The following is a 24,524-nucleotide window of genomic DNA, read 5'->3' as shown; positions in this document are numbered from 1 at the left end:
TTATTTAAAATGAAAAGGAATTACACTTTCATTCTACTATTGGTATGTGCCTTTGCCAGCGCTCAGAACATCAATGATGTTTTAAGGTTGAGCGGAGAGGGTTCTTATGGAACAGCACGTTTTCAAGGATTAAATGGCGCATTTGGTGCGTTGGGAGGAGATTTGTCCTCCCTAAACATAAATCCTGCCGGTTCAGCTGTTTTCAACAACAGCTTGTTATCCTTAACTGGATCAAATTACAATACTAAAAATGATTCCCGCTATTTCAACAGTAGCTCCAGCACCTCCTTAAATTCATTGGACCTTAATCAAGTTGGGGGTGTTTTTGTATTTAAAAGTACCAACACCAGTTCTCCATGGAGAAAACTTGCATTGGCATTTAACTATGACCTGATCAAAAATTTTGACGATGACCTTTTTGTTTCCGGTAACAGCAATCAGGGCATAGATAATTACTTTTTGGATTTGGCCAATGGAGTACCCTTTGGACCACTTTTAATACAGGACGACGAGTATATAGAAGAAGCCTATTTGGATATAGGATCCACCTTAGGTTTTGTGGACCAACAAGCATTTTTGGGATATTACGGTGGTATAATAGACCCTGTAGATTTCTCGGACGACAATAATACGGATTACATCTCCAATGCAAAATACAGTACCCTTAACCAAGATTACTCTCAGATCACTGCTGGATACAATAGTAAGTTTACTGCAAATTTAGCCTCACAGTACGGTGATAATTTGTATTTGGGAGCTTCCCTGAACATTCACAGTGTATTCCTGGACAAACTTACCCAATTGTCCGAAAGAGGCTTTGATTCCGATTCGGAAATTCAGACCATAACCTTCGATAATTTGCTTAGGACTCAGGGAAATGGTTTTTCCTTTAGCTTGGGCGCCATTGGGAAATTAAATGAAAATTTTAGAATAGGTGGTAGTTATCAATCCCCAACCTGGTACAATTTATCGGATGAAACCTCCCAAAAAATATATTCGGATCTGGCGGATAGCGATATTTCATTTATCAACTTTAATATCATTAATGTTTTTGAGGACTATACCATTAAAATACCAGGGAAATTAACAGGTAGCATAGCTATGATATTTGGTCAGGATGGCCTTATAAGTTTCGACTATAGTTATCAAGACATGTCAAAAGCAGAGTTAAGACCTGGTTCAGATCCTAGTTTTGCCTCGGAAAACAATTATATCTCCGATAAGCTAAGTACAGTTTCAACATTTAGATTAGGTGGGGAGTACCGCATTGAAGCCCTAAGCTTAAGGGCAGGATACAGATTTGAACAGAGTCCGTACGCCAGTGGCAATACCATTGGTGATTTAAACGGCTATTCAGGTGGTATAGGTTATAATTTTGGGGGAAGCAGGCTAGACCTTTCCTACAACTACTCCACCCAGGACATAAACAAACAACTGTTTGATGTTGGCCTTCCTACACCGGCCAGTATAACCAATAAAAACTCCGTTGTAAGTTTGGGCTATACCCTGAATTTCTAACGAAGAAAATATTTTAGAAACTAAAAAGACGGGATTTACCCGTCTTTTTTATTTTAGAATAATATGATTATCGCTTCAAAGTAAAGTGGGTCCTAACCGAACGCGCCACTACTATTCCGTCTTCGTCTCGTGAATAGTCCATCCTAAACCAGTAGTCCGATGAAGGCATTGGCCTTCCATTAAAGGTACCGTCCCACCCTATTGTGGTTTCATCAATTTGCTTAAGGAGTTTGCCGTAACGATCAAATATAAATACCACCGGATCTATCAAGGTGGAGATTCCATATACATTCCAACGGTCATGGATACCATCGGCATTGGGTGTAAAGAATTTTGGATAGCCTACCACTAAAAACTCGATGGGCTCTGTAGTTCCGCAACCATTTTTATCATTAATAATTACCGTATTTACACCCGGTGGAACATTATTAAAAACAGGGTCATCCTGAAACTCACCACCGTTAATGGCATATTCGTAATTACCATCCGGGTTGGCCACTACTATTTCTACAATGTTGTTATCGGAAAGGTCGTCCCTGACGATAACTTCTTGTAAAACTGGGGTTCCAAAAAAGGTGATTAGTATATCATCACCTACGTCATTTCCAAAACTGTTGGTTAGTTCAACAAAATAGCGACCAGAATTGGGGCTGCTCACCACCAATTCGGCATTGGAAGGTCCGGATCCCGGCAAGGTGGCATCAATAACGCCATCATCCTCATAATCCACAGTCCAAACAACAGTTGCAATATCAGGTCCAAAAGGAGAATTCAGTGCAGATAGGGTGATGTCCGGATCACCCTCACAAGCAATTATATCCAAACCTAAAAATTCGTCACGTAAGGTACAATCCAACGCATTATCTTGATCGGCATCAACCGAACTACCCGTAAAAGTCAATGAAAATTGCTCGGCATCATCATCGAAATTGGTGTTGAAATTATTAACGAAAATATAGTAGATTTCTCCTGGGAGTACATCTAACCATTCATCATATGTGTTTTGGCTTTGCTTTAAAAAAGGTGCACCCACATCCCCATTCTCCGGATTAATGCCTATTCCTGTAAAACGCGTGTTATTGGCTTCGTAATTACAACGGATAGGTTCTGTTCCACTTCCAATAATCGAACAGAAATTTTGCCCACTTGTTTGATCATAAGGACCATAAACCGCAAAGTCCCATTCCGCTGTTATTGTAGTACCCGTAACCGGCAAAGCTTCAATGTCAAAACCTACCTGTCCTCCCGTACCTGCCCTAAAAACGAACCAAGAGGTGTTGTTTTCGAGATTCGCAGAACTTACACTCCCTTTCTCCAAACAACCACTTTGCCGAATTACATCAGGGTCAAAATCATCTATATCTCCACCGCCATCAACAATTGGCATAATTGGCTGGCCATCTGCACAAACAGGAATAGCAGTCCTACAATCAGGTGAGTTTTGTGCAACTATATTACTGACAAACAGAAACATAACACATATAGAACAGATAAGTGTCCGCATAGAAATTGGGGCTAAATACATTCTTAAATCAAGTATAATAACTCTTATGAAAAAGATTTAGTATATAACCGGTATATTTTATCACAAAAACTTGGGCCTCTTAACAGGTATTCATAGGGCTTTGGCCTATCCCAGATACTCTTTCCTGTATGTGATTGGATTATTTGTATTTGCAGATAATGGCTACTATGATTAGCAGGATAGGACTAAGTTACCCCCTATTTACCATTAACGTTTTAAGGAAAAATGATTATTAATATACTTGGCCACTATACGCTGGCCGTCTTGATCTTTAAAACTAAGTTTGAACCAATAGTCGTCCGATGGCAATGCCACACCATTATAGTTGCCGTCCCAACCCATGCTATTTTGGGACAATTGTTTAAGCAACTTTCCATACCTGTTATAAACCGTTAATATAGGTTCTTCCAAACTGGAAATACCAACAATATTCCAAACATCGTTTGCCCCGTCCCCATTGGGAGTGAAAAACTTGGGAAATCCTACCACGACTATAGTTTCCGTAGCAGTTCCGCAACCATTTAAATCGTTCAATGTAACGCTATGCCTACCGGGAAGTACATTATAAAATTTATTATCTGGCTGATATGCTCCTTCATCCAAACGATATTCAAAATCGCCCTCCCTATCGGGAACTATAGTAACAGTATTGCTATCCTGCAGATCATCTATTATCACCTCCTCTATATGAGGTGTTTTTGAAGCATAAACATTAATCATAAAGGTATTGTCACATGCTGAAACACCAAGCTTATCGGTAATCGTTAGGGAATATTCCCCGCCTTGGGTAACGGTTATACTGGAAGTTGACTGGCCAGTATTCCAAAGATAATTATATTCTGGATCTGGAACCGTCTCCCCTATTAAAGCGCTGAGTTCACCTTCACAAAGAAAAACTTCCAAGGGAAAATTAGCAATCAAAGGTTCATGGACCGTTAATTTAAAATTCTCTGAAGCATCATAACATCTTGGATTCTGTACAGAGGTGGCCCTAATGTATATCTGTTGTTCCCCTGCCTGCAACGCATATTCCAAAGGAAGGGCATTTATCCCTGCCTGCGCATCGGCCAAACTACTATGATATGATATAATTACCTCGTTCGAAGATTGGCTACCCAAAGCCATTTGATCCTTATCACTTAAATAAAAATAACCGGAATCCAAGCAAAGGTGTTCATCATTTACAGGAGAAGTTGTGGGCGCTTGGGAAAATCCTACTTGTACATCACTAATAATATTATTCTGGGACTGGGTTATTACTTCCACTCGGTAAAAAGCAGCTTCCAACACATTTAAGGTAGCGGAAACCTCCCCTGGAATTACAGCATAACCATTTCCTATATCCTTATACCAGGTATAACTTACCACATCCGCAGTAGTGGCATCCAAAACAATATTTTCATTGTTACAAGCTGCAATTGGAGGTCCCAAAAGATTGTTGATTATGGCGCAATCCAATGCGTCATAAGGGTTGGTAACAAAGATTTGACCTGTGAACTGAATGGAAAATCCTGAATTAATATTACTAAAGTTATTCACCAATAAATAGTAGTCCTCTCCGGGCAATACCTCCAGCCAATCTTCGTATTGAACATTATCCGTTGCCCCTTGTGGATCCACCCCTACACCAATAAAACTATTGGCATCCCTATTGTCAAAAAAATTACAACGTATGGGGTCGCCAAGGGAATTGCAATCACTGGCCTTATATAGGGCAAAGTCCCAATCTTCACTGGAATCGAAACCAATATTAAATCCTAATTGCCCTGAAGCCCCAGTCCTAAATCTATACCAAGCAGCATTGGATTCAATTGCGCCGGAGAGTGTTTTTTCCAAACAACCGGATTTACCGGCACCTTTAAAGTCATCCGAACCATAGCCATTGGTACCCCCGTTGACCGGTGTATTGTTACAAATTGGCACCGCATTTGAGCAATCCGGAGCCACTTGGGCCCTGGCCAAAGCAGTACCTAGACACCAAATAACACCTAAAACGACGACCAACCTGTTCATGAATACCTAGAAAATTTGGGAATTTCAAAAGTAACACCCTAGTTTAGTTAACACTAATTTATGTTGTGTAACTAGGCAAACTTGGTATAAAGTGGCATATTATGTATATCTTTGCTGCCTTAAAAAGCAATATTTTAATGAAAATCGACAACGCATTGGAAAAGCATTTTGAAGAGTTAGGGGACGATCACGTTTCCGCTGCTGAGGACACACCTTTACGTAAGGATGCATTTGTGCTAAGTGATGAAGAAAAAATAGCCCGTATCAGGGCTAGTGTAAACGAAATAATGCTGACTTTGGGCCTCGACCTAGAGGACGACAGTTTAAAGGGAACACCTAATAGGGTGGCTAAAATGTTCGTTCAAGAAATCTTCGGAGGACTTAATCCAAAACGACGGCCCAAATCATCCACCTTCGACAATAAATACAAGTACGGTGAAATGTTAGTAGAAAAAAACATTACACTTTACTCCACCTGCGAACATCATTTATTGCCTATAGTAGGGAAAGCACATGTGGCCTATATCTCCAAAGGCACCGTTGTAGGTTTATCCAAAATGAACAGGGTAGTGGATTATTACGCCAAAAGACCACAGGTCCAGGAGCGACTAAATATTCAGATTGTAAGGGAACTTCAACAGGTTTTAGGGACGGAAGATGTTGCCTGTGTTATAGATGCCAAACATTTATGCGTGAATTCCCGAGGGATACGCGACATTGAAAGTAGTACAGTAACGGCAGAATATGGAGGAAAATTTAAGGAAGAAGCCGTTAGACGAGAATTTTTGGACTATATAAACATCGATACTAAATTTTAATTGTCCCACTCAATAATGTCTTTGTACCAAACTCAAAAATTAAAAGTTTACAATTCCCTTTCGGGAGAAAAAGAAGTTTTTGAACCTTTAAGCGAGGGTCATGTAGGCATGTACGTCTGTGGACCAACTGTTTACAGCAATGTACACTTGGGCAACTGCCGAACTTTTATGTCTTTCGACATGATCTTCAGGTATTTAAAGCATTTGGGTTACAAGGTGAGATATGTACGGAATATTACAGATGCCGGGCATTTGGAAAATGATGCGGAAGACGGAGAGGATAAGATTGCCAAGAAAGCGAGACTGGAGCAACTGGAACCCATGGAAGTGGTACAACAATATACCCTGGATTTTCACAGTATACTGCAAAAATTCAATTTATTGCCTCCAAGCATTGAACCTACCGCTACCGGACACATTATTGAACAAATTGAAATAATAAAGAATATTCTTGAAAAAGGATATGCATACGAAATTAACGGGTCTGTTTATTTTGATGTTGAAAAATTCAACAAGACCAATGAGTACGGTAAATTAAGTGGGAGAAAATTGGAGGATATGATTGCCAATACCCGTGAATTGGCCGCTCAGGATGAAAAAAAGAGTCCCCAGGACTTTGCGTTGTGGAAAAAAGCAGAAGCCCAGCATATAATGCGTTGGCCTTCTCCTTGGGGTGATGGTTTTCCTGGTTGGCACCTGGAATGTACCGCTATGAGCACCAAGTATCTAGGTGAAACTTTTGACATACATGGTGGCGGTATGGACCTAAAATTTCCACATCATGAGTGTGAAATAGCCCAGGCCGAAGCCTGCAACGGACATGCTCCCGTAAAATATTGGTTGCATGCCAACATGCTGACCTTGAACGGAAAAAAAATGGCCAAATCCACAGGAAACAACATCCTGCCCAATGAAATGTTTTCTGGAGAGAATGAAATTCTAAGTAAACCATATACACCATCTGTGGTGCGTTTCTTTATGATGCAGGCACACTATACCAGTATATTGGACCTTAGCGATGAAGCGCTTGCCGCATCAGAAAAAGGGTTTCAAAAATTGATGGATGCCATTGACAGCATGGAAAACCTAACTACCAGTCCATCATCTAGCTTTAATTTGGAGGAATGGAAACAGAAGGGTTACGATGCCATGAACGATGATTTCAACACCCCTATGCTAACGGCCAATTTATTTGAAGCCGTGAAAAGAATCAATTTAATAAAAGAGGGCAAGGAAACTATAACCGAAAAGGACAAGGAACTCTTTATTGAGTCCATGCATAATTTTGTTTTTGATATATTAGGTTTGGAAAATCAAAATAGTGCACTACTTAATTCTGATAAATTAAGCAGTGTTGTTGGTCTTCTTATACAGTTACGAAATGAAGCACGTGCCAATAAAGATTTCTCCACATCGGACAAAATAAGGGACCAACTGGCAGGGATGGGAATTCAATTGAATGATGGAAAAGATGGCACTACTTTTAGTCTCAGCTAAATTAGGCCTTCTGGATACGCGCATAAACAAAATTGATTTTAAACTTATCGACCAAAATGATCAATTTTTAAGCCCATAAGTGAAGCGTTAGACCTATGCGAAAAAATTTATTAAGTTCATTTTCAGAATAGTACAAAATTTTTGAATAGATGAAAAAAATATTAATTGCCCCCTTTGTACTATTGGTGAAATTTTACCAAAATTTTATTTCCCCTCTTACCCCGGCCTCATGTCGCTATTCCCCCACCTGCTCACAATACACTTTGGAAGCCCTCCAGAAACATGGTCTTTTCAAAGGTGGGTGGCTAGCCTTAAAAAGAATTTTTAGTTGTCATCCTTGGGGCGGAAGTGGTTACGACCCGGTACCATAATTTCTTTGTTCCCAAATTTCTATTTTAATAATTATTTATCAAGCCAATTTTGACATAATTGCATAGAGATGCAGCAAAGCTTTTCCAAATTTATTCATACCTGCATTTCCAAATTAACCTATTTCCGTCCACTATTCTTTGCAGTATTTACTTATCTTAGTCGCTTAAAAAAATCGTAGATGTACTTTTTAGGCTTTACTTGGAATCCCGCCGATACCCTTTTTAAAATTGGGGTAATTCAAATAAAATATTACAATCTTCTTTGGATAATTGCTTTCGCATTGGGCTGGTATCTCATGAAGAAGATATTTTTAAAAGAAAAAAAATCCCTGGAGCAGTTGGACTCCCTTTTTATCTATACCGTTCTGGCTACCATGTTGGGGGCAAGATTGGGGCACGTGTTCTTTTACGATTGGCCATATTACCAAAACCATTTATTGGAAATTTTACTGCCCATTAGAGAAAGTGCCGATAGCACACTTTTCGGGTTTATCAATGGTTACGAGTTTACAGGGTTTACTGGTTTAGCAAGTCATGGAGCGGCCATTGGAATTATAATTGGCATGTACCTCTACACCAGAAAATATCCTGAATTTAAAATTCTATGGATTCTGGATCGTATAGTTATTCCAGTGTCCATTGGTGCTTTCTGTGTTCGTTTGGGGAATTTCTTCAATTCGGAGATCAACGGTAAACCTGTGGAAAAATCTTTTGCCTTGGCCACTAGGTTTGTGCGCGATTCCGACGACATGCCTGCATACAAAGCATTGGCCATTACCAAGGAAAAAACCGTAAATGCCGCTTACAACCTTATTGAAAAAGACCCACGTTTTGCCGAGTACTTAGAGGCTATTCCCTACAGGCATCCAGCACAACTCTATGAAGGGTTTTGTTATATTTTTGTTTTTGCCATTTTGTATTATCTATATTGGAAAACAGATAAAAAGGATAAACTTGGATATCTATTTGGGGTATTCCTAGTGCTTTTATGGACGGTTCGCTTCTTTGTGGAATACGTAAAGAAAAGTCAAGGCGGATTTGAGGAATCACTTGGTTTGTTATCCACCGGTCAATGGTTGAGTATACCATTTATTCTAGTTGGATTCTATTATATCTTTAGACCTAAATCGGGCACCTCTAAAAAGTAAGCTGCAAAAGATTAAAGGCAGCTGCAGCAAACAGAAATTGTAAAATGCGAAATAATAAAATCTATCTACTCTTTGTTGTTTGTTTTATCATTCAGCTTTCCTGCAAGGAAGAATCGAAAAAAGCTATAAAAACAGCTCCGGTTACCTTTAAAAAGGAAGGCGATCTCCGCATACTTAAGAAAGAATCAGATTCCCTTTTAACCACTCTGGACATAGAGATAGCGGATACCGACTATGAAAGGGAAACTGGCCTCATGTACCGCAGTTCCATGGAGCCAAGCCAGGGCATGCTGTTTGTTTTTGATGATGTTTCCATGCATTACTTTTATATGAAAAACACTGAGTTTCCCTTAGATCTCATCTTTGTGGACGACCAATTGAAAATCGCCAGTTTTCAAAAAAATGCACAACCCTATAAGGAAAATAGCTTGTCTTCCAAAGTTCCCGTAAAATATGTTCTGGAAGTAAATGCTGGTATGACGGACAAATGGTCTTTAGCCGTGGGGGATTCCATTGCATATAGGAAAACACCATAACTGGCGAGTAAGAATGTTGTATTTGGCATTGAAAGTAAGGGAAGCTAAATGGTTCAGATACTCATAAAATGCCTATTTTAGTGAGTTCAACCAACAAAAATACCATTCCTTTGTCAGCCTATATAAAAGTGCCCCTAACTCTTTTAGCCCTTGCTTTGGCCTTACCCCTTGCAGCTCAGAAAAAAAACCAGTCCTTTCAACTTCATATCCGCAAGACTACAGCGGCTATAGAAATAGATGGCATTGGGAACGATTTGGCCTGGCAGGATACCGATGTGGCAACCAACTTCTACATGGTATTGCCCATGGATAACGGAATGGCGAATGAACCCTCTGAAATCCGAATGACCTACGACGAAAACAATCTCTACCTCTTGGCCACTTTTTACAACGCCACCAAAGGTCCTTACTATGTAGAATCATTGCGACGCGATTTTATTTTTGGAAAAAATGACAACTTTTTATTGTTTATGGATCCCTTTAACAACCAAACCACCGGTTATTCTTTTGGCTCCAACGCGGCCGGTGCCCAATGGGACGGAACCATGCACAGTGGAGGCAGTGTAGATCTCAATTGGGATAGCAAATGGATCTCTGCAGTAACAAGTGATGAAGAAAAATGGGTCTTTGAAATGGCCATCCCCTTCAAATCCATACGTTATGAGGACGGCGTTATGGATTGGGGCATTAACTTTAGTCGACTGGATTTAAAGTCGGGCGAAAAATCGAGTTGGACTCCCATTCCACGACAATTTCCCACCGCTTCCCTGGCCTATACCGGAACTTTGGTCTGGGATTCCCCTCCTCCCTCCCCTAGCAGCAATTTTTCCATTATTCCATATGTTCTAGGAGGCATCAACCAGGATAAGGAAAATAACACTGATACCCAGTATGACAAAAAAATTGGAGGGGATGTTAAATTAAGTCTGAGTACCTCCTTGAATTTGGACTTGACTGTAAACCCAGATTTCTCCCAAGTAGAGGTAGATCGCCAAGTAACCAATCTTGACCGGTTTGAACTTTTTTTCCCTGAAAAAAGACAGTTCTTTTTGGAGAACGGAGATCTTTTTGCCAACTTTGGATATGCCACCATACGTCCCTTCTTTTCTAGGAGAATAGGATTGGGTGTACCCATAAGGGCAGGTGCCAGGGTAAGCGGAAACCTCAATAACAAATGGCGCCTGGGGTTAATGGATATGCAAACCGCAAGTATAGAGGAAACAGGCCTTCCCAGTCAGAATTTTGGAGTACTTTCTTTGCAAAGAAAAGTTTTCGCCCGTTCCAGCATTGGTCTAATGTTGGTCAACAAGGAATCTTTTAATTACCCTCAGGATACGGATTCCCTAAGAACAGTGTTTCCAAAGTTTAATAGAAATGTGGGCTTGGAATATAATTTGGCCTCCGCCAATAACCAATGGACAGGGAAAGCCTTTTTCCTGAAGTCATTCGCTCCCAACAAGAATGGCAACGGTTTTACCCAAGCAGCACACCTGGAGTATAAAAGCCGTAAATGGAATTGGCGAATACAGGAAGAGTCGGTAGAGGACGATTATACAGCTGAAGTAGGTTTTGTTCCGCGAAATGGATATGTCAACATAACCTCTTACGCAGGATATTTATTCTTTCCAAAGAAAAGTACCATTTTAAGTCATGGCCCCAAACTTAGCGCCAGCTATTTTTTTAGTGAAAAATTGGAGCGTACGGACAATATTACCCTTTTTGAGTACCTGTTAGACTTTCGGGACCGTTCCAAATTAAACTTTGGTGTATCCGACGAATACGTGGAACTACTATCACCTTTTGACCCTACAAGATCGGGCAAGGAATTATTGGACATTGGAACCCTGCACCATTGGAATGCCTATACCTTCGATTTCATTTCCAAGCCGCAGAGTATGTTTACCTATTCCTTTGGTGGGCGTTTTGGAGGTTATTATTCCGAAGGCCATAGAACGAGCCTTATTAGTGAATTGGGTTACCGTTTTCAACCCTTTGTAAGTCTAAGCAGTAATTTAAGTTATAACCACATCAATCTACCAGCACCATGGAACACTACAGAATTCTGGCTAATTGGCTCGGAGGTCGATATAACTTTTACCAATAAATTATTCTTTGCGACCTTGTTCCAATACAATGAGCAATCCAAAAACTTTAATCTAAATTCGCGGTTTCAATGGCGCTATAAGCCAGCGTCCGACTTGTTTTTGGTGTACAGTAACAACTACCTTATTGAACCCCTAGAAGGAAGAAATTGGGCTTTGACTTTAAAATTCACTTATTGGTTCAATAAATAAGACCACAGATCTCAAAACAAAATTGATTATATATTTCCATTGAATTGTATAAAATGCCATTACCATGAACAAAAAAATACACTGGGCCGTATTTATCAGCAACAATTCACATAAGGACCAGTTCATAAAAAATGTATTGGAAGGACCCCTCCCGGAAGGATTTGACGCCCTGGAGAATTTGAATGGGGCCCTATTTTCAAAAATAACCTTAAACCAGTTTATAGACGAAGAGGAAAGGCACGGCATCCAGATTATCAATAAAAATTCACAGCAATTGCTTAAGACGATGTCCAGTGGGGAACAAAAAAAGGCGCTATTGAAATATATCTTTCATCTAAAGCCCGATTATATTGTTTTGGACAATCCCTTCGATAATTTGGATAAGGACGCCCAAAAAGACTTAAAAGCCTCTCTTGACCACATTTCCAAAAACACATTTATTATTCAGCTCATAAGCAGAAAAGCCGATATTCTACCGTTTATAACCCAAGAGATGATTTTGGAAGGATCCAAAATAAGACAGCTTACCAATGGCTCCAAAGTCAATAAGGAAGATCATCCATCCATAAGTGCTTCTTTTGCCGGTAGAATTCCCATGCCTATAACACCTACGGACTATGAAGAATCCGTTTTAATAGACTGCAAGGACATAAGCGTCATATATGGGGATAAAAAAGTACTGGACAAAATTAACTGGACCATTAAAAAAGGGGAGTTCTGGCAACTTATAGGACCAAACGGAAGTGGAAAATCAACACTACTCTCCATGATTACGGGTGACAACCACAAAGGTTACGGACAGCAACTATACCTTTTTGGCCATCGTAAAGGCAGTGGGGAAAGCGTTTGGGACATCAAGAAAAGGATTGGATACTACACCCCTGCCATGACCGATAAATTTTCGGGCCTGCACTCCTGTCTAAACATGGTTATCTCCGGGATGAACGATTCTGTTGGACTCTATCTAAGGGCTACAGAAAACCAAAAGGCTCTTGCCAAAGAATGGTTGCTCATTTTGGATATGTGGCACCTAAAGGATGTTTATTTCGCCGACCTATCAACGGGCCAACAGCGTATGATCATGACGGCCAGGGCCATGATAAAACATCCGCCATTATTAATTTTAGATGAACCTACGGCAGGTTTGGATGATGACAGCGCGATGCTTTTTATATCCCTCGTAAACAAAATTGCCAGGGAGAGCAAAACTGCCATTGTTTTTGTATCCCATAGGAAAGAACCTGGATTGGAACCCCAATATATCTACGAGCTACAAGCATCACCTGAAGGATCCCATGGAAAAATAATATAAAAAAAGGCCGCTGATCAGCGGCCTTTTGTATTATAGTCGGTTAGAGATTACTACTCTTCCTTACCTAATTGAGTTTTCTTCTTCAATGTATCGAACATTACAGGAGTTGCAATGAACAAAGAGGAATAAGTTCCAACAATGATACCTATAATCATTGCAAACATAAATCCTCTTAGGGATTCACCACCAAATATGAATATTGCTAACAACACAACCAAGGTAGTCATGGAGGTATTCAAGGTTCTACTTAATGTACTATTAAGGGCCAAGTTGGTATTCTCACCTGCTTTCCATCCTTTTTCAGCTATAATCTCCCTAATACGGTCGAATACTACCACTGTATCGTTCAAGGAATAACCAATAACCGTTAGTATTGCTGCAATAAAGGCCTGATCGATCTCCATATTAAAAGGCATCAACTTACCAAAGATGGAGAACACTCCCAACACAATCAAAATATCATGGAATACAGCAGCCACCGCACCCAAAGAGAACTGCCATTTGCGGAACCTAAATAAGATATAAAGGAAAACTACCGCCAATGAACCAATAATGGCCAAGAAGGCATTCTTTTTAATATCATCCGCAATGGTTGGACCCACTTTTACAGATTGAAGGATACCTATAGATTTTTCTCCACTACCTATAGTGAAATTGTCAAAACTGGTACCATCCGGCAAATATTTTTGAAGGGAAGTGTACAGTTTGTTCTGAATTTCATTATCCACCTCAATTCCTTCAACATCCACTTTATAAGGAGTGGTAATTTTTATTTGATTGGCCTCGCCATAAGTCTTAACATTGGTACCACTTCCAAAAACAGTATTCAACTCCGAAGCGATTTCAGATGGATTTACCATCTTCTCAAATCTTACTGTGTAGGAACGACCTCCAACAAAATCGACCCCTTGTTGTAAACCTTGGGTAAATAATGAAAACAGTCCTATTGCCACTAAAATGGAAGAAGCTATGTAAGCAATCTTTCTTTTTGCCAAGAAATCGATATTGATATTCTTGAACAGGTTTTTGGTCATGGCCGTGGAGAAATCCAATTTTCTTCCTTTTCCACTCACATACCAATCAACCAAAAGTCTAGTGATGAATATGGCGGTAAACAAGGAAGTAACAATACCTATTAATAAGGTGGTAGCAAAACCTTTAATAGGTCCTGAACCAAATATAAATAATATAAGCGCCGTTAGACCAGTGGTAATGTTGGCATCCAAAATAGAAGAAAGTGCATTACCAAAACCATCCGCAATTGCCTGACTCTGTCCTTTACCTTTAGCCAATTCCTCTTTAATACGTTCAAAAATAAGTACGTTCGCATCCACGGACATACCAATGGTCAATACAATACCTGCTATACCCGGCAAGGTAAGAACGGCATTTAAACTAACCAGTACCCCAAAGATCAACATGATATTAAGAAGCAATGCGATATCGGCAAAAATACCAGCCTTACCGTAGTAAAATATCATCCATAACAATACTATAGCCATTGCGATCATAAAGGAGAAGAAACCACTATTGATAGCTTCCTGTCCCAAGGAAGGTCCTACAATTTCCGATTGAATGATTTCTGCGGAAGCAGGTAATTTACCAGCCCTTAAAACATTCGCAATATCTTTGGTCTCGTTAATGGTAAAAGTTCCTGTAATTTCAGAGCGACCGCCAGAAATTGGTCCTGAAGATACTCCAGGAGCAGTATATACTTTATTATCCAATACAATAGCAATACCAGTTTGATTATTAAAGGCATCACCTGTTAATTTCTCCCATTCCTTTGCCCCTTTGGTATTCATGGTCATTGAAACCGCAGGTTTGTTATATTGATCAAAAGTATCCGAAGCGTCGGAAACAACATCACCACTTATTCTTGGTGTATTATCCCTGTTTGATTTTAAGGCATATAATTCAACAACTTCCGAACCTTCGGTTGGACGTTCCCAAACAAACTTAACAAACTGTATATCCGCTGGAATCAATCTGCGAATTTCCTTCATTCTAAGGTATTCCCCAATTTTAGCCGTATCCTGAATAGCAGCACTTACCAAGGCATTTCCGTTAGGATTTGCTGGGATAAGCAAGCTGAAAAGTGGATTTACATCTTGGGAAAAATCTAATGAATCTTGGGCAACATCAGACAACAAAGAATCCAGTTCGGATTCCGGCTTAACCACTTCTTCCGGCTTTTCAACCTCTACCAAAGTCTTCAACCTCTCGTTGGCGGCCTGTAAAAATGTACTTAAACTAGGGTTGCTCTGTTTATAAGTTTCCCAAAATTCCAATTGGGCCGTACTGGACAATAAATCCTGTGCACGTCCTATATCCCTTGCTCCAGGCAATTCAACCAAAATTCGACCAGAATTACCTTCACGTTGAATATTGGGCTGGGTAACACCAAAGCCATCTATACGCTCACGAAGTACTTCAAAAGCAGAAACGATGGATTCATCAATCTTAGTCCTAATAATTGGTTTTACCTGATCATCTGTCATTTGAAAATTGATGACATCACTCAAACCTTTATTTGCAAAAATATCTGGAGAGGCCAATTTGGTATCTCCCTTTATTTTGTCAAAAGATTCAAAGAACAGGTCTATATAAGTAGCATCACTATTTTTAGAAGCGGCATCGGCGTCGGCCAAGGCTTTGTTGAAAACCGGATTCTTGGTATTGTTGGCAAGGCCTTTTAAAATATCCTTTACAGAAATTTGCAGGGTAACATTGATTCCCCCTTTTAGATCCAGACCCTTATTAAGTTCCTTTTTCTTGGCTTCGTCATAATTAGTAAATCCCAAAATGGAATTCCCTCCTATAGAGTCTAAATATTTTGCCTCCAGCGCTTCCCTTTTTTCAAGGTAATCCTCTTCAGATTCTGAAATTTTATTGGTAGCAAAGACAGTTGCATCCTTTTCTACTTTATTGGTAATAAATGTATAGGATAGCTGATAAATACTGACTAGCCCAAACAAAAAAGCGAAAAGCTTTATAAGTCCTTTATTTTGCATTGGTTATATATTAATTTAAAATGGTATTCTTAAATAGCGTGCAAATATATTATTTCCCATAGGAACTAACAATATATTTATCAGTTTTATAAAATAAGGGCATCCGCCCCGTTCCGATGTATTCGGAAACAAATGGGGCGGATGCCCTAAATATTTGGCAACCCCAATAAACTATAGGGTCAATAAGCTATTTGTCTTTCTTACGCCTTCAGCACTTTCCTTCATTTTTGCTTTTTCTGCCTCGGCCAATTCTATTTTTACAATTTTTTCGATACCATTTTTCCCTAAAAGTACCGGCACCCCGATGCAAATATCATTAAGACCGTACTCACCTTCCAGAAATGCAGAACAAGGGAACATCTTCTTCTGATCACAGGCAATTGCCTGTACCATAGATGAAACGGCAGCACCTGGTGCATACCAAGCACTGGTACCCAATAATTTTGTAAGCGTGGCACCACCCACTTTGGTATCCTCAGAAACTTGAGCAAGACGCTCTTCGGACAAAAATTCGGACACCTTAATACTATTCCTGGTTGCATGTGCTGTTAAAGGTACCATACCTGTATCACTATGACCCCCGATAACCATGCCATCCACATCGGAAATCGGAGCCTCCAATGCCTCGGCCAACCTGTATTTAAACCTTGCGCTATCCAAAGCACCACCCATTCCTATAATTCTATTCTTGGGCAAACCAGTAGTTTTATGAACCAAATAAGTCATGGTATCCATTGGATTACTAACCACGATCAAAATTACGTTGGGAGAATGTTCCAATAAATTGGAAGAAACCGTTTTTACAATCCCTGCATTTATCCCTATCAACTCTTCACGGGTCATTCCCGGCTTACGTGGAATACCAGAAGTGATAATAGCCACGTCGCTTCCCGCTGTTTTGCTATAATCATTTGTAATCCCGGTTATTTTGGTATCAAAACCATTCAATGAAGCGGTTTGCATTAAATCCATGGCCTTGCCTTCAGCAAAACCTTCCTTAATATCCAAAACAACTACTTCAGATGCAAAATTCTTTATAGCAATGTACTCTGCACAACTTGCGCCAACAGCACCTGCTCCAACAACGGTAACTTTCATTATAAGGTTATTTTAAGTTAAAATTTATCTTTCAAAAGTACTGATTTTTAACAGAACAATACCACCCTATCCATAGAAACCAACTAAATTTTATCGCGAAGTAGAATTTGTCTTTTTCTATTGGCTTTAGAAAAAGTAATTGCAAATAAAGCCCAATCCTGTTTTATACTGAACGTAATAAAAAGACCTTTTATCGAAAAAAGTTAAAATACTGTTCCATACGTCGAATTAATATAATAGAAGGTTGAAACTAAGCGTTCAATAGTAAGTACCCAAATCTAAGAAAATTCCTACAAAATGAAGAAATTATTTTCATTCTTGGCGATAATTGGCATCCTACTGGCCAGTAATTGCACCAGAATCACAGAAAACAATGATCCGGTAATTGGGATATGGTCCCATATTTCCACGGATGGAAGCGCTACCCAAAAACAGGATGTTACAGTTAGACAGGAGTGGATATTTAATGATGCCTACCTAGGTAGATACCACACCTATCACAACAAAAATTTAACGGTTATTTCGGACTTTAAATGGGTCCACAAGGACAGTATATATGTTATTTCCTATCCCGGCCTTGATAAAGAGGAAGACATAGTACTCATGACCGAGTCCGAGAATGGCATTATATTGGCCGATACCGAAGGCAACGTTTTGGCAATAAGGGAATAAAGCAATAAAGGGTAAATTTTGGATTTATCTAAATCCAAAATTTACTCCTACAGTTAGGTTATTAAATTCTGCCAAGGAATAATCCGCGTGCAACCTAAAGAATCCAAGTTTTAATTTGGCACCTAAAGTTCCCGAGACTCCACTGGCCTTTCTGGTCAAAGAAAAAGGATCTACATAAGTTTCTTGAAATGGCCCTGACTGCACTCGGTAGGTCCCTAAAACATCTGTTGTAGATTTTCCGGAAACATATCCAATAGCCCCATAAAAATTGATTACTGGAAGCTTGGTGGAGGCCACGGCCTGAACCGTTAAAACATTCATGTCCACTTCTATCTTCTGATCGCTACCATCCACAATATTACTGTCAGTAAAATCATAGGAGGCATTCAAATGCGTATATCCCGCCACAGCGGAAAGCGCAACTGGCAATATTTTATCTGCAGGCAACAATTTGGAAAAGTCATATTGTAGGCCAAGACCGTATAATCCTACCGCAACATCTTCCGTATCAATTTTAGGCAAAAACCTGGCCTTAACTTCCAAACCCTTGATTAATCCTACACTTAGCTGTAAAAAGGCCGTTGGAATAAAATTGATGTTTTCCGAAGCCAGCCCGGTCGGCAATTCAAATTCCTCCCTCGTAGTTACTCCAAGCACATCACCTTCAACAAAAACATTAATCCCCTCAAGGTTCCCCAAAGCAGTGGAAACCGGTTGGGAAGTGCTTCCATCTACGAACTGCAGATTTTCATAATCAGCTGTATTTAGAACAAATGTCTTTTTGTCTTCCTTATTTTTAAAAGAGGTCATATTACCAATTATGGAAATCTCAAAACCCCCCAAGGGTTTGGAATCGGCGGAATTGTACCATCCATTGGACAAACTGTAAATAGCACCCTCGGACACTGGGCCGAAATAACTATCGGAGAATTTTTCAGCATCATTAATCCCTGCAGCAAATAGCTCATTCAAGTTGGATTGTGAAAAACCCGCTACACTAAAAAACAAAATTCCCGTTAAAAATAAATATTTCATAACTCATAGATTTTTGCTAAAACTAAAAAACTCGCACCAGTAGTGCGAGTTTTTGTTGTGTAAACACTATTTTTTATGCATCAATGTTCGCATAGACCGCATTTTTCTCAATAAACTCCCTACGAGGTGGTACTTCATCTCCCATCAACATAGAGAATACTCTATCCGTCTCTGTAGCATTATCTATAGTTATCTGCCTTAAGGTCCTAAATTCCGGATTCATGGTAGTATCCCACAATTGTTCCGCATTCATCTCTCCAAGACCTTTATATCGCTGAATCCCAACACTACCATTGAAACTCTCGGCGATTTCATCCCTTTCCTTATCGTTCCAGGCGTATCGTTTCTTATTTCCCTTCTTCACCAAATATAGTGGTGGGGTTGCTATATAAACGTGTCCTCCCTCGATCAATTCGCGCATATATCTAAAGAAAAAGGTCAATATCAAGGTCTCGATATGGCTACCATCCACATCCGCATCACACATAATCACCACTTTGTGATAGCGCAACTTATCCAAGTTCAAGGCTTTACTGTCGTCCTCGGTACCAATGGTAACACCCAAGGCCGTATATATATTCTTGATCTCCTCATTTTCGAAAACCTTATGGGTCATCGCTTTTTCCACGTTAAGGATCTTACCCCTTAAAGGTAGAATAGCCTGAAAGGCCCTATCCCTTCCTTGCTTGGCCGTACCTCCCGCAGAATCTCCCTCAACTAGGAACACTTCGCACAATGTTGGATCCTGTTCAGAACAATCCGATAGTTTTCCTGGTAATCCACCTATACTCATGACTGTTTTACGCTGGACCATTTCACGGGCCTTGGTAGCCGCATGACGTGCTTGGGCCGCCAAAATTACTTTTTGAACAATTATTTTGGCATCATCCGGATTTTCCTCCAAATAATTGGTCAACATTTCAGAAACCGCCTGACTTACTGCCGCGGACACCTCCCTGTTACCTAATTTGGTCTTAGTCTGACCTTCGAATTGTGGCTCGGCAACCTTGACCGATACAATCGCCGTAAGCCCTTCCCTAAAATCGTCACCTTGGATCTCGAATTTTAATTTGTCGAGCATCCCGGAGGCGTCGGCATATTTTTTCAAGGTAGTGGTAAGTCCCCTGCGGAAACCGGACAAATGCGTACCACCTTCATGGGTATTGATATTGTTTACATAGGAGTGTAAATTTTCGGTATAGCTAGTATTGTAGGTCATAGCTACCTCAACCGGAATATCGTTCTTTTCCCCTTCCATGGCGATAACATTGCGAATCAATTGCTCACGGTTACCATCCAAAAAGCGGACAAATTCCTTTAATCCCTCATCCGAATAGAAGGTCTCGGACAGAAATTCTCCTTTCTCATCCTTTTGACGTTTATCGGTCAAGGAAATAGTCACTCCCTTATTCAAAAAAGAAAGCTCTCGCATTCTATTCGCCAAGGTTTCATAACTAAATTCTATAGTTTGGGTAAAGATGGTCTCGTCTGGGTGAAAGGTTACCTCGGTACCACGATCATCGGATTCACCAATGCTTTTTACAGGGTACAGTGCCTTTCCTCTTTCGTACTCTTGTTCCCAAATTTTTCCATCCCTATAAACGGTGGCCCTTAAATGATTGGATAGTGCATTCACTACAGACACCCCAACACCATGCAAACCACCAGAAACCTTATAGGAGTCCTTATCAAATTTACCTCCGGCACCAATTTTGGTCATTACCACTTCCAAAGCGGAAATACCTTCTTTTTTATGTAAATCTACTGGTATACCCCTTCCGTTATCCTTGGTAGTGATAGAATTGTCTTCATTTATAATTACACCAATCGTATCACAATGACCTCCCATTGCTTCATCAATGGAGTTATCTACAACCTCGTAAACCAAATGATGCAAACCACGTACCCCTACGTCACCTATATACATGGAAGGCCTCATACGCACATGCTCCATACCCTCAAGGGCCTGGATACTATCTGCAGAATAATTGTTCTTTTTTTGCTCGTCTTTATTTGCTTCTTCGCTCATAAATAAATACTTATTTCATTATAATTTTAGCAATCCTACAAATATACGCAATACCCTATGAAATATAGGGTTGATGCCCAATATTAGTTACTAAGTTATCAACAAAAATTGTGGAAAAATACCAATCGATATAAAAGCCGGCAAAGAGCGCTCTTCCCACCTCTACCTATCCAATTCCAAACATGCAGATCAACTAAATCAACAAGAAGTTATAGCGGAACAACCAGGCTAATACAAATGAATTAAATTGTTAAATTTATTAATTCGATGAATTGTCTTTTACCGCAAAATCTTCACCGATTTTCTGTACTCCAGACAAAAACAACCTTGAACTTGGCTATTTCGGGGAAGCCGAATAAACCCGTTACATGACTTTATCACATTCGGCTCTAATTTCCACAGTGATATGGTCGGAACCCCCAAATTTAAATCCCCAAATAAACTCTTAAAATAAAAGAGGCACCCCCTAAAGGATGCCTCTTACACTAATAAACTAAAACTAGATTTATTGAATTCTTATTCACTATTCCGGCATCATTACTTTACATAAGCATCGGAATGTACCTTTGACACAGCCCTACCGGACGGATCGTTCATGTTTTTAAAGGCCTCATCCCATTCCAGAGCAATTCTGGTACTACATGCCACCGAAGGTTCTTGTGGAACACATAATGCCGCAGCATCGGATGGAAAATGCTCTTCAAAAATTGAGCGGTAATAAAATTCTTCTTTGGACGTAGGTGTTTGCAAAGGAAATCTGTATTTGGCATTTGCCAATTGATCATCCGTAACTTCCTTTTGAACCATTTCCTTAAGAGTATCTATCCAACTGTAACCAACTCCATCCGAAAATTGTTCTTTTTGTCTCCATGCAACACTTTCCGGCAACATATCTTCAAAAGCCTTACGAACTACCCATTTCTCCATGCGTTCCCCGTTGATCATCTTATCCTTAGGATTGATTCTCATGGCTACATCCATAAATTCCTTATCCAAAAATGGAACCCTTCCTTCTATACCCCAAGCGGCCAAGGATTTATTGGCCCTTAGACAGTCGTACATGTGAAGCTTATCCAATTTACGAACTGTTTCCTCATGGAATTCCTTTGCATTTGGCGCCTTATGAAAGTATAAATAACCCCCAAATAATTCGTCCGCTCCTTCGCCCGACAAAACCATTTTAATACCCATGGATTTTATAACCCTGGCCATTAGGTACATTGGAGTGGACGCTCTAATAGTAGTAATATCATAAGTTTCCAAGTTGTATACTACATCCTTAATGGCATCCAAACCTTCTTGAATGGTGAATTTTATTTCGTGGTGCACGGTACCGATATGTTTTGCAACCTTTTGTGCTGCTGCCAAATCCGGGGAACCTTCCAATCCTACCGAAAATGAATGCAATTGCGGCCACCACGCATCCGTAGTGTCATCCGACTCAATTCTCTTCTGTGCATATTTTTTTGCTATGGCAGAAGTTACCGATGAGTCCAATCCGCCCGAAAGCAATACACCATAGGGTACATCGGACATTAATTGCCTATGTACAGCGGCTTCCAAAGCCTCTTTGATAGCCTGTATACTAGTCTCATTGTCCTTTACTGCATCGTATTCCATCCAATCACGGGAATACCATCTTTTAAACTCCCCGTCCTTACTATGCATGTAATGACCTGGAGGAAACAACTGTATCTTGGTACAGGTTCCTTCCAAAGCTTTTAGCTCTGAAGCTACATAAAAGGTACCATTAATATCCCAACCTACATATAGTGGAATTATCCCCATATGATCTCTTGCAATAAAATATTCATCCTTTTCCGAATCATAGATGGCAAAACCAAAAATACCGTTCATTTCATCCAAGAAATCAACCCCTTTCTTCTGATATAGGGCCAAAATTACCTCACAGTCAGATTCGGTCTGAAAATCATAGGTTCCAGCAAATTGCTTACGCAATTCCCTATGGTTATATATTTCACCGTTAGCGGCCAAAACCAATTTCTTATCCGGACTGAACAAAGGTTGTTTCCCCGATGCCGGATCAACGATTGCCAAACGTTCATGAGCCAAAATAGCCTTATCATCGGAGAATATCCCACTCCAATCTGGCCCTCTATGTCTAATTTTCTTGGACATTTCCAGCAATTGAGGCCTTAAAACCTCGGTACTCTCTTTTACATCAAAGGCACATACAATTCCACACATACAATATTATTTATGTCAATTTTTAAGCAAATATCGAGTTAATATATATATTATAAAACACAAAACCCATTATTAGTTATAATTTATAACTAATAATGGTCAAATACTGTTGTATTGTTATGATTTAAATGAATTCACTTACACCAACCATCTATTTTGTAAGGTGTCCAAAATTTACCGACTTTTAATTCAAATTAATAGGAATACTACTTAAATTTGACAATCACTAAAACTAAAAAAAAATGAAAAATTTATTTACGATTACACTTATGGTTATTGCTCTGACCTTTAGCTCTGAAGCTTTGGCACAGAAATTCAGTGGATTGGACAAGAGTCCAGCGGACATTGCCTCTTATCCTACTGATTATAAAGTTTCGGAAAAATTGGTTCGAGTGACTTATGGTCGCCCACAATTAAAAGGACGTTCAATTTCGGAACTAGCCCCAGCCGGTAAGGTTTGGAGAACTGGAGCCAATGAGGCAGCTGAAATTATTTTTTACAAGGCTGCTACCGTAGGTGGTAAAGCAGTTGCCGCTGGTACCTATTCCCTATTTACCATCCCAGGTGATAAGGAATGGACCATAATACTGAACAAAAATTTAAATCAATGGGGTGCATATTCCTACCAGGAAAATGCTGATGTAGTGCGTGTACCTGCCAGTGTAAGCAATGCATCCGAATCATTGGATGCCTTTTCCATTGCTTATAAAGATGTAGACAATGGTACCCATATGGTTTTAGGATGGGGAAACACCAGAGTTTCCTTACCAATTACCTTTTAAGGGAAATAATTTGTAACATAAAAAAAACCGAAGTTTTTAACTTCGGTTTTTTTTATGTCTTAAGGGAATACATAGAGCCCTAAAAAGATTAAAAATCAAATCCTATTCAGGATCTAATCGCCTTTCCCCTGTTAATTGGAAAATACCGTCCTGAGAACTTGCCTTTCCACTTATCTTATCACCTTCCGCCGTTATACTCACGGATACTATTTGGCCCTCCAAATTAAGGTCAAATGTCAAAGTATTATCTTCTACCTTAACGTCCTGTGCCTTGCGTTCCCCGCCTCGTAAGGCAACCACAACTGCAAGTACGCCTTCCTTTTTAGAAATAAACAATATCCCCTTAGCATATTCATAAGGCACATTTTCGGCAGAATATTTCCAATTTCCCAGAAATTTTTCCTCGCCAAAAAGTGTGGGGCTATTTTTTACCCCTATATTAAATTGATTTACATTGTCAGAAGCAAAGGAAGAAAACCCCAATAACAAGGTGTATACTAAAAATCCCGTCTTGACAATAGCTTTAAAATTTCCCATCTCTTTATTTTTTTGAATCAGAATTGTTTTACAGACAATAAAATTTATAAATAAACCCACTTAAAAGAATGCCCATGATAATTTTATTACATATTTCCAATTGAGGCATATCACCAT

Annotated in this window: 18 protein-coding genes; 10 read left to right on the top strand and 8 right to left on the bottom strand. The window is 39.7% G+C overall.

Features of this window, described 5'->3' with window-relative positions; all coding sequences use genetic code 11:
- Positions 1–9 precede the first annotated feature (9 nt).
- Positions 10–1,518 (top strand): OmpP1/FadL family transporter, encoded by a 1,509-nt coding sequence (locus LV92_RS01035; RefSeq protein ID WP_111621828.1) that lies wholly within the window; start codon positions 10–12, stop codon positions 1,516–1,518.
- A gap of 67 nt (positions 1,519–1,585) precedes the next feature.
- Here the strand turns inward: LV92_RS01035 and LV92_RS01030 are convergent, their stop codons facing one another.
- Positions 1,586–3,022 carry a T9SS type B sorting domain-containing protein gene (locus LV92_RS01030; protein WP_111622311.1) on the bottom strand — a complete coding sequence of 479 codons (1,437 nt, stop codon included), beginning with the start codon at positions 3,020–3,022 and terminating at the stop codon, positions 1,586–1,588.
- 228 nt (positions 3,023–3,250) lie between these two features.
- The gene (locus LV92_RS01025; protein WP_111621827.1) at positions 3,251–5,056 is read right to left on the bottom strand and encodes a T9SS type B sorting domain-containing protein; all 1,806 of its coding nucleotides are present in this window, start codon (positions 5,054–5,056) and stop codon (positions 3,251–3,253) included.
- Positions 5,057–5,193: 137 nt separating this feature from the next.
- Here LV92_RS01025 and folE point away from each other — a divergent pair, with 137 nt between their 5' ends.
- The 7 genes from folE to LV92_RS00990 all read left to right on the top strand — a co-directional run bounded on the left by folE (position 5,194) and on the right by LV92_RS00990 (position 13,032).
- Entirely contained in the window at positions 5,194–5,874 is a 681-nt protein-coding gene (gene folE, locus LV92_RS01020) for a GTP cyclohydrolase I FolE (protein WP_111622310.1), read from the top strand.
- 15 nt (positions 5,875–5,889) lie between these two features.
- Positions 5,890–7,371: a cysteine--tRNA ligase gene (cysS, locus tag LV92_RS01015; RefSeq protein ID WP_111621826.1), complete on the top strand. Its 1,482-nt coding sequence runs from the start codon at positions 5,890–5,892 to the stop codon at positions 7,369–7,371.
- 149 nt (positions 7,372–7,520) lie between these two features.
- Positions 7,521–7,742, top strand: a complete 222-nt coding sequence (gene yidD, locus LV92_RS01010; protein WP_034248263.1) for a membrane protein insertion efficiency factor YidD — start codon at positions 7,521–7,523, stop codon at positions 7,740–7,742.
- A gap of 179 nt (positions 7,743–7,921) precedes the next feature.
- Positions 7,922–8,890, top strand: a complete 969-nt coding sequence (gene lgt / locus LV92_RS01005; protein WP_111621825.1) for a prolipoprotein diacylglyceryl transferase — start codon at positions 7,922–7,924, stop codon at positions 8,888–8,890.
- A 44-nt stretch (positions 8,891–8,934) separates the two neighbouring features.
- Positions 8,935–9,426, top strand: a complete 492-nt coding sequence (locus tag LV92_RS01000; RefSeq protein WP_111621824.1) for a DUF192 domain-containing protein — start codon at positions 8,935–8,937, stop codon at positions 9,424–9,426.
- Between the two features lie 80 nt (positions 9,427–9,506).
- Positions 9,507–11,720, top strand: coding sequence for a DUF5916 domain-containing protein (locus LV92_RS00995; protein ID WP_245946202.1), 2,214 nt, complete (start codon positions 9,507–9,509; stop codon positions 11,718–11,720).
- A gap of 64 nt (positions 11,721–11,784) precedes the next feature.
- A complete protein-coding gene (locus LV92_RS00990) occupies positions 11,785–13,032 on the top strand; it encodes an ATP-binding cassette domain-containing protein (protein WP_111621822.1) in 1,248 nt (415 codons plus the stop codon).
- Positions 13,033–13,082: 50 nt separating this feature from the next.
- Here LV92_RS00990 and secDF read toward each other — a convergent pair whose 3' ends face one another.
- Complete coding sequence (gene secDF / locus LV92_RS00985) at positions 13,083–16,046, bottom strand: protein translocase subunit SecDF (protein ID WP_111621821.1); 2,964 nt, start codon at positions 16,044–16,046, stop codon at positions 13,083–13,085.
- 171 nt (positions 16,047–16,217) lie between these two features.
- Positions 16,218–17,144, bottom strand: coding sequence for a malate dehydrogenase (mdh, locus tag LV92_RS00980; protein WP_111621820.1), 927 nt, complete (start codon positions 17,142–17,144; stop codon positions 16,218–16,220).
- A 297-nt stretch (positions 17,145–17,441) separates the two neighbouring features.
- On the opposite strand from mdh, the gene LV92_RS00975 reads away from it, so the two are divergent.
- The gene (locus LV92_RS00975) at positions 17,442–17,816 is read left to right on the top strand and encodes a hypothetical protein (protein ID WP_111621819.1); all 375 of its coding nucleotides are present in this window, start codon (positions 17,442–17,444) and stop codon (positions 17,814–17,816) included.
- A gap of 24 nt (positions 17,817–17,840) precedes the next feature.
- Here the strand turns inward: LV92_RS00975 and LV92_RS00970 are convergent, their stop codons facing one another.
- The 3 genes from LV92_RS00970 to asnB form a co-directional block, all read right to left on the bottom strand.
- On the bottom strand, positions 17,841–18,851 hold the full coding sequence (locus LV92_RS00970) for a DUF6588 family protein (RefSeq protein WP_111621818.1): 1,011 nt from the start codon (positions 18,849–18,851) through the stop codon (positions 17,841–17,843).
- 73 nt (positions 18,852–18,924) lie between these two features.
- Positions 18,925–20,880, bottom strand: coding sequence for a DNA topoisomerase (ATP-hydrolyzing) subunit B (gene gyrB / locus LV92_RS00965; protein ID WP_111621817.1), 1,956 nt, complete (start codon positions 20,878–20,880; stop codon positions 18,925–18,927).
- Between the two features lie 537 nt (positions 20,881–21,417).
- Positions 21,418–23,088, bottom strand: a complete 1,671-nt coding sequence (gene asnB, locus LV92_RS00960) for an asparagine synthase B (protein WP_111621816.1) — start codon at positions 23,086–23,088, stop codon at positions 21,418–21,420.
- 242 nt (positions 23,089–23,330) lie between these two features.
- Between asnB and LV92_RS00955 the strand changes: the two genes are divergently transcribed.
- A complete protein-coding gene (locus tag LV92_RS00955) occupies positions 23,331–23,870 on the top strand; it encodes a DUF2911 domain-containing protein (RefSeq protein WP_111621815.1) in 540 nt (179 codons plus the stop codon).
- 102 nt (positions 23,871–23,972) lie between these two features.
- Here LV92_RS00955 and LV92_RS00950 read toward each other — a convergent pair whose 3' ends face one another.
- Positions 23,973–24,407, bottom strand: a complete 435-nt coding sequence (locus LV92_RS00950) for a hypothetical protein (protein ID WP_111621814.1) — start codon at positions 24,405–24,407, stop codon at positions 23,973–23,975.
- Between the last annotated feature and the right edge of the window lie 117 nt (positions 24,408–24,524).

The organism is Arenibacter echinorum, assembly GCF_003259375.1.
In the GTDB taxonomy this organism is placed as follows: Bacteria; Bacteroidota; Bacteroidia; order Flavobacteriales; family Flavobacteriaceae; genus Arenibacter; species Arenibacter echinorum.
The sequence above is the reverse complement of the archived record's forward strand: the minus strand, read 5'-3'. Positions and strand labels throughout refer to the sequence as shown.

Bases quoted from the DNA above. Each gene is read 5' to 3' on its own strand.
- gyrB (WP_111621817.1), bottom strand. From the start codon at position 20,880: ATGAGCGAAGAAGCAAATAAAGACGAGCAAAAAAAGAACAATTATTCT.
- yidD (WP_034248263.1), top strand. From the start codon at position 7,521: ATGAAAAAAATATTAATTGCCCCCTTTGTACTATTGGTGAAATTTTAC.
- LV92_RS00955 (WP_111621815.1), top strand. From the start codon at position 23,331: ATGAAAAATTTATTTACGATTACACTTATGGTTATTGCTCTGACCTTT.
- LV92_RS01035 (WP_111621828.1), top strand. From the start codon at position 10: ATGAAAAGGAATTACACTTTCATTCTACTATTGGTATGTGCCTTTGCC.
- LV92_RS01000 (WP_111621824.1), top strand. From the start codon at position 8,935: ATGCGAAATAATAAAATCTATCTACTCTTTGTTGTTTGTTTTATCATT.
- mdh (WP_111621820.1), bottom strand. From the start codon at position 17,144: ATGAAAGTTACCGTTGTTGGAGCAGGTGCTGTTGGCGCAAGTTGTGCA.
- LV92_RS00990 (WP_111621822.1), top strand. From the start codon at position 11,785: ATGAACAAAAAAATACACTGGGCCGTATTTATCAGCAACAATTCACAT.
- cysS (WP_111621826.1), top strand. From the start codon at position 5,890: ATGTCTTTGTACCAAACTCAAAAATTAAAAGTTTACAATTCCCTTTCG.
- LV92_RS00975 (WP_111621819.1), top strand. From the start codon at position 17,442: ATGAAGAAATTATTTTCATTCTTGGCGATAATTGGCATCCTACTGGCC.
- lgt (WP_111621825.1), top strand. From the start codon at position 7,922: ATGTACTTTTTAGGCTTTACTTGGAATCCCGCCGATACCCTTTTTAAA.
- LV92_RS01025 (WP_111621827.1), bottom strand. From the start codon at position 5,056: ATGAACAGGTTGGTCGTCGTTTTAGGTGTTATTTGGTGTCTAGGTACT.
- folE (WP_111622310.1), top strand. From the start codon at position 5,194: ATGAAAATCGACAACGCATTGGAAAAGCATTTTGAAGAGTTAGGGGAC.
- LV92_RS00950 (WP_111621814.1), bottom strand. From the start codon at position 24,407: ATGGGAAATTTTAAAGCTATTGTCAAGACGGGATTTTTAGTATACACC.
- LV92_RS01030 (WP_111622311.1), bottom strand. From the start codon at position 3,022: ATGCGGACACTTATCTGTTCTATATGTGTTATGTTTCTGTTTGTCAGT.
- LV92_RS00970 (WP_111621818.1), bottom strand. From the start codon at position 18,851: ATGAAATATTTATTTTTAACGGGAATTTTGTTTTTTAGTGTAGCGGGT.
- secDF (WP_111621821.1), bottom strand. From the start codon at position 16,046: ATGCAAAATAAAGGACTTATAAAGCTTTTCGCTTTTTTGTTTGGGCTA.
- asnB (WP_111621816.1), bottom strand. From the start codon at position 23,088: ATGTGTGGAATTGTATGTGCCTTTGATGTAAAAGAGAGTACCGAGGTT.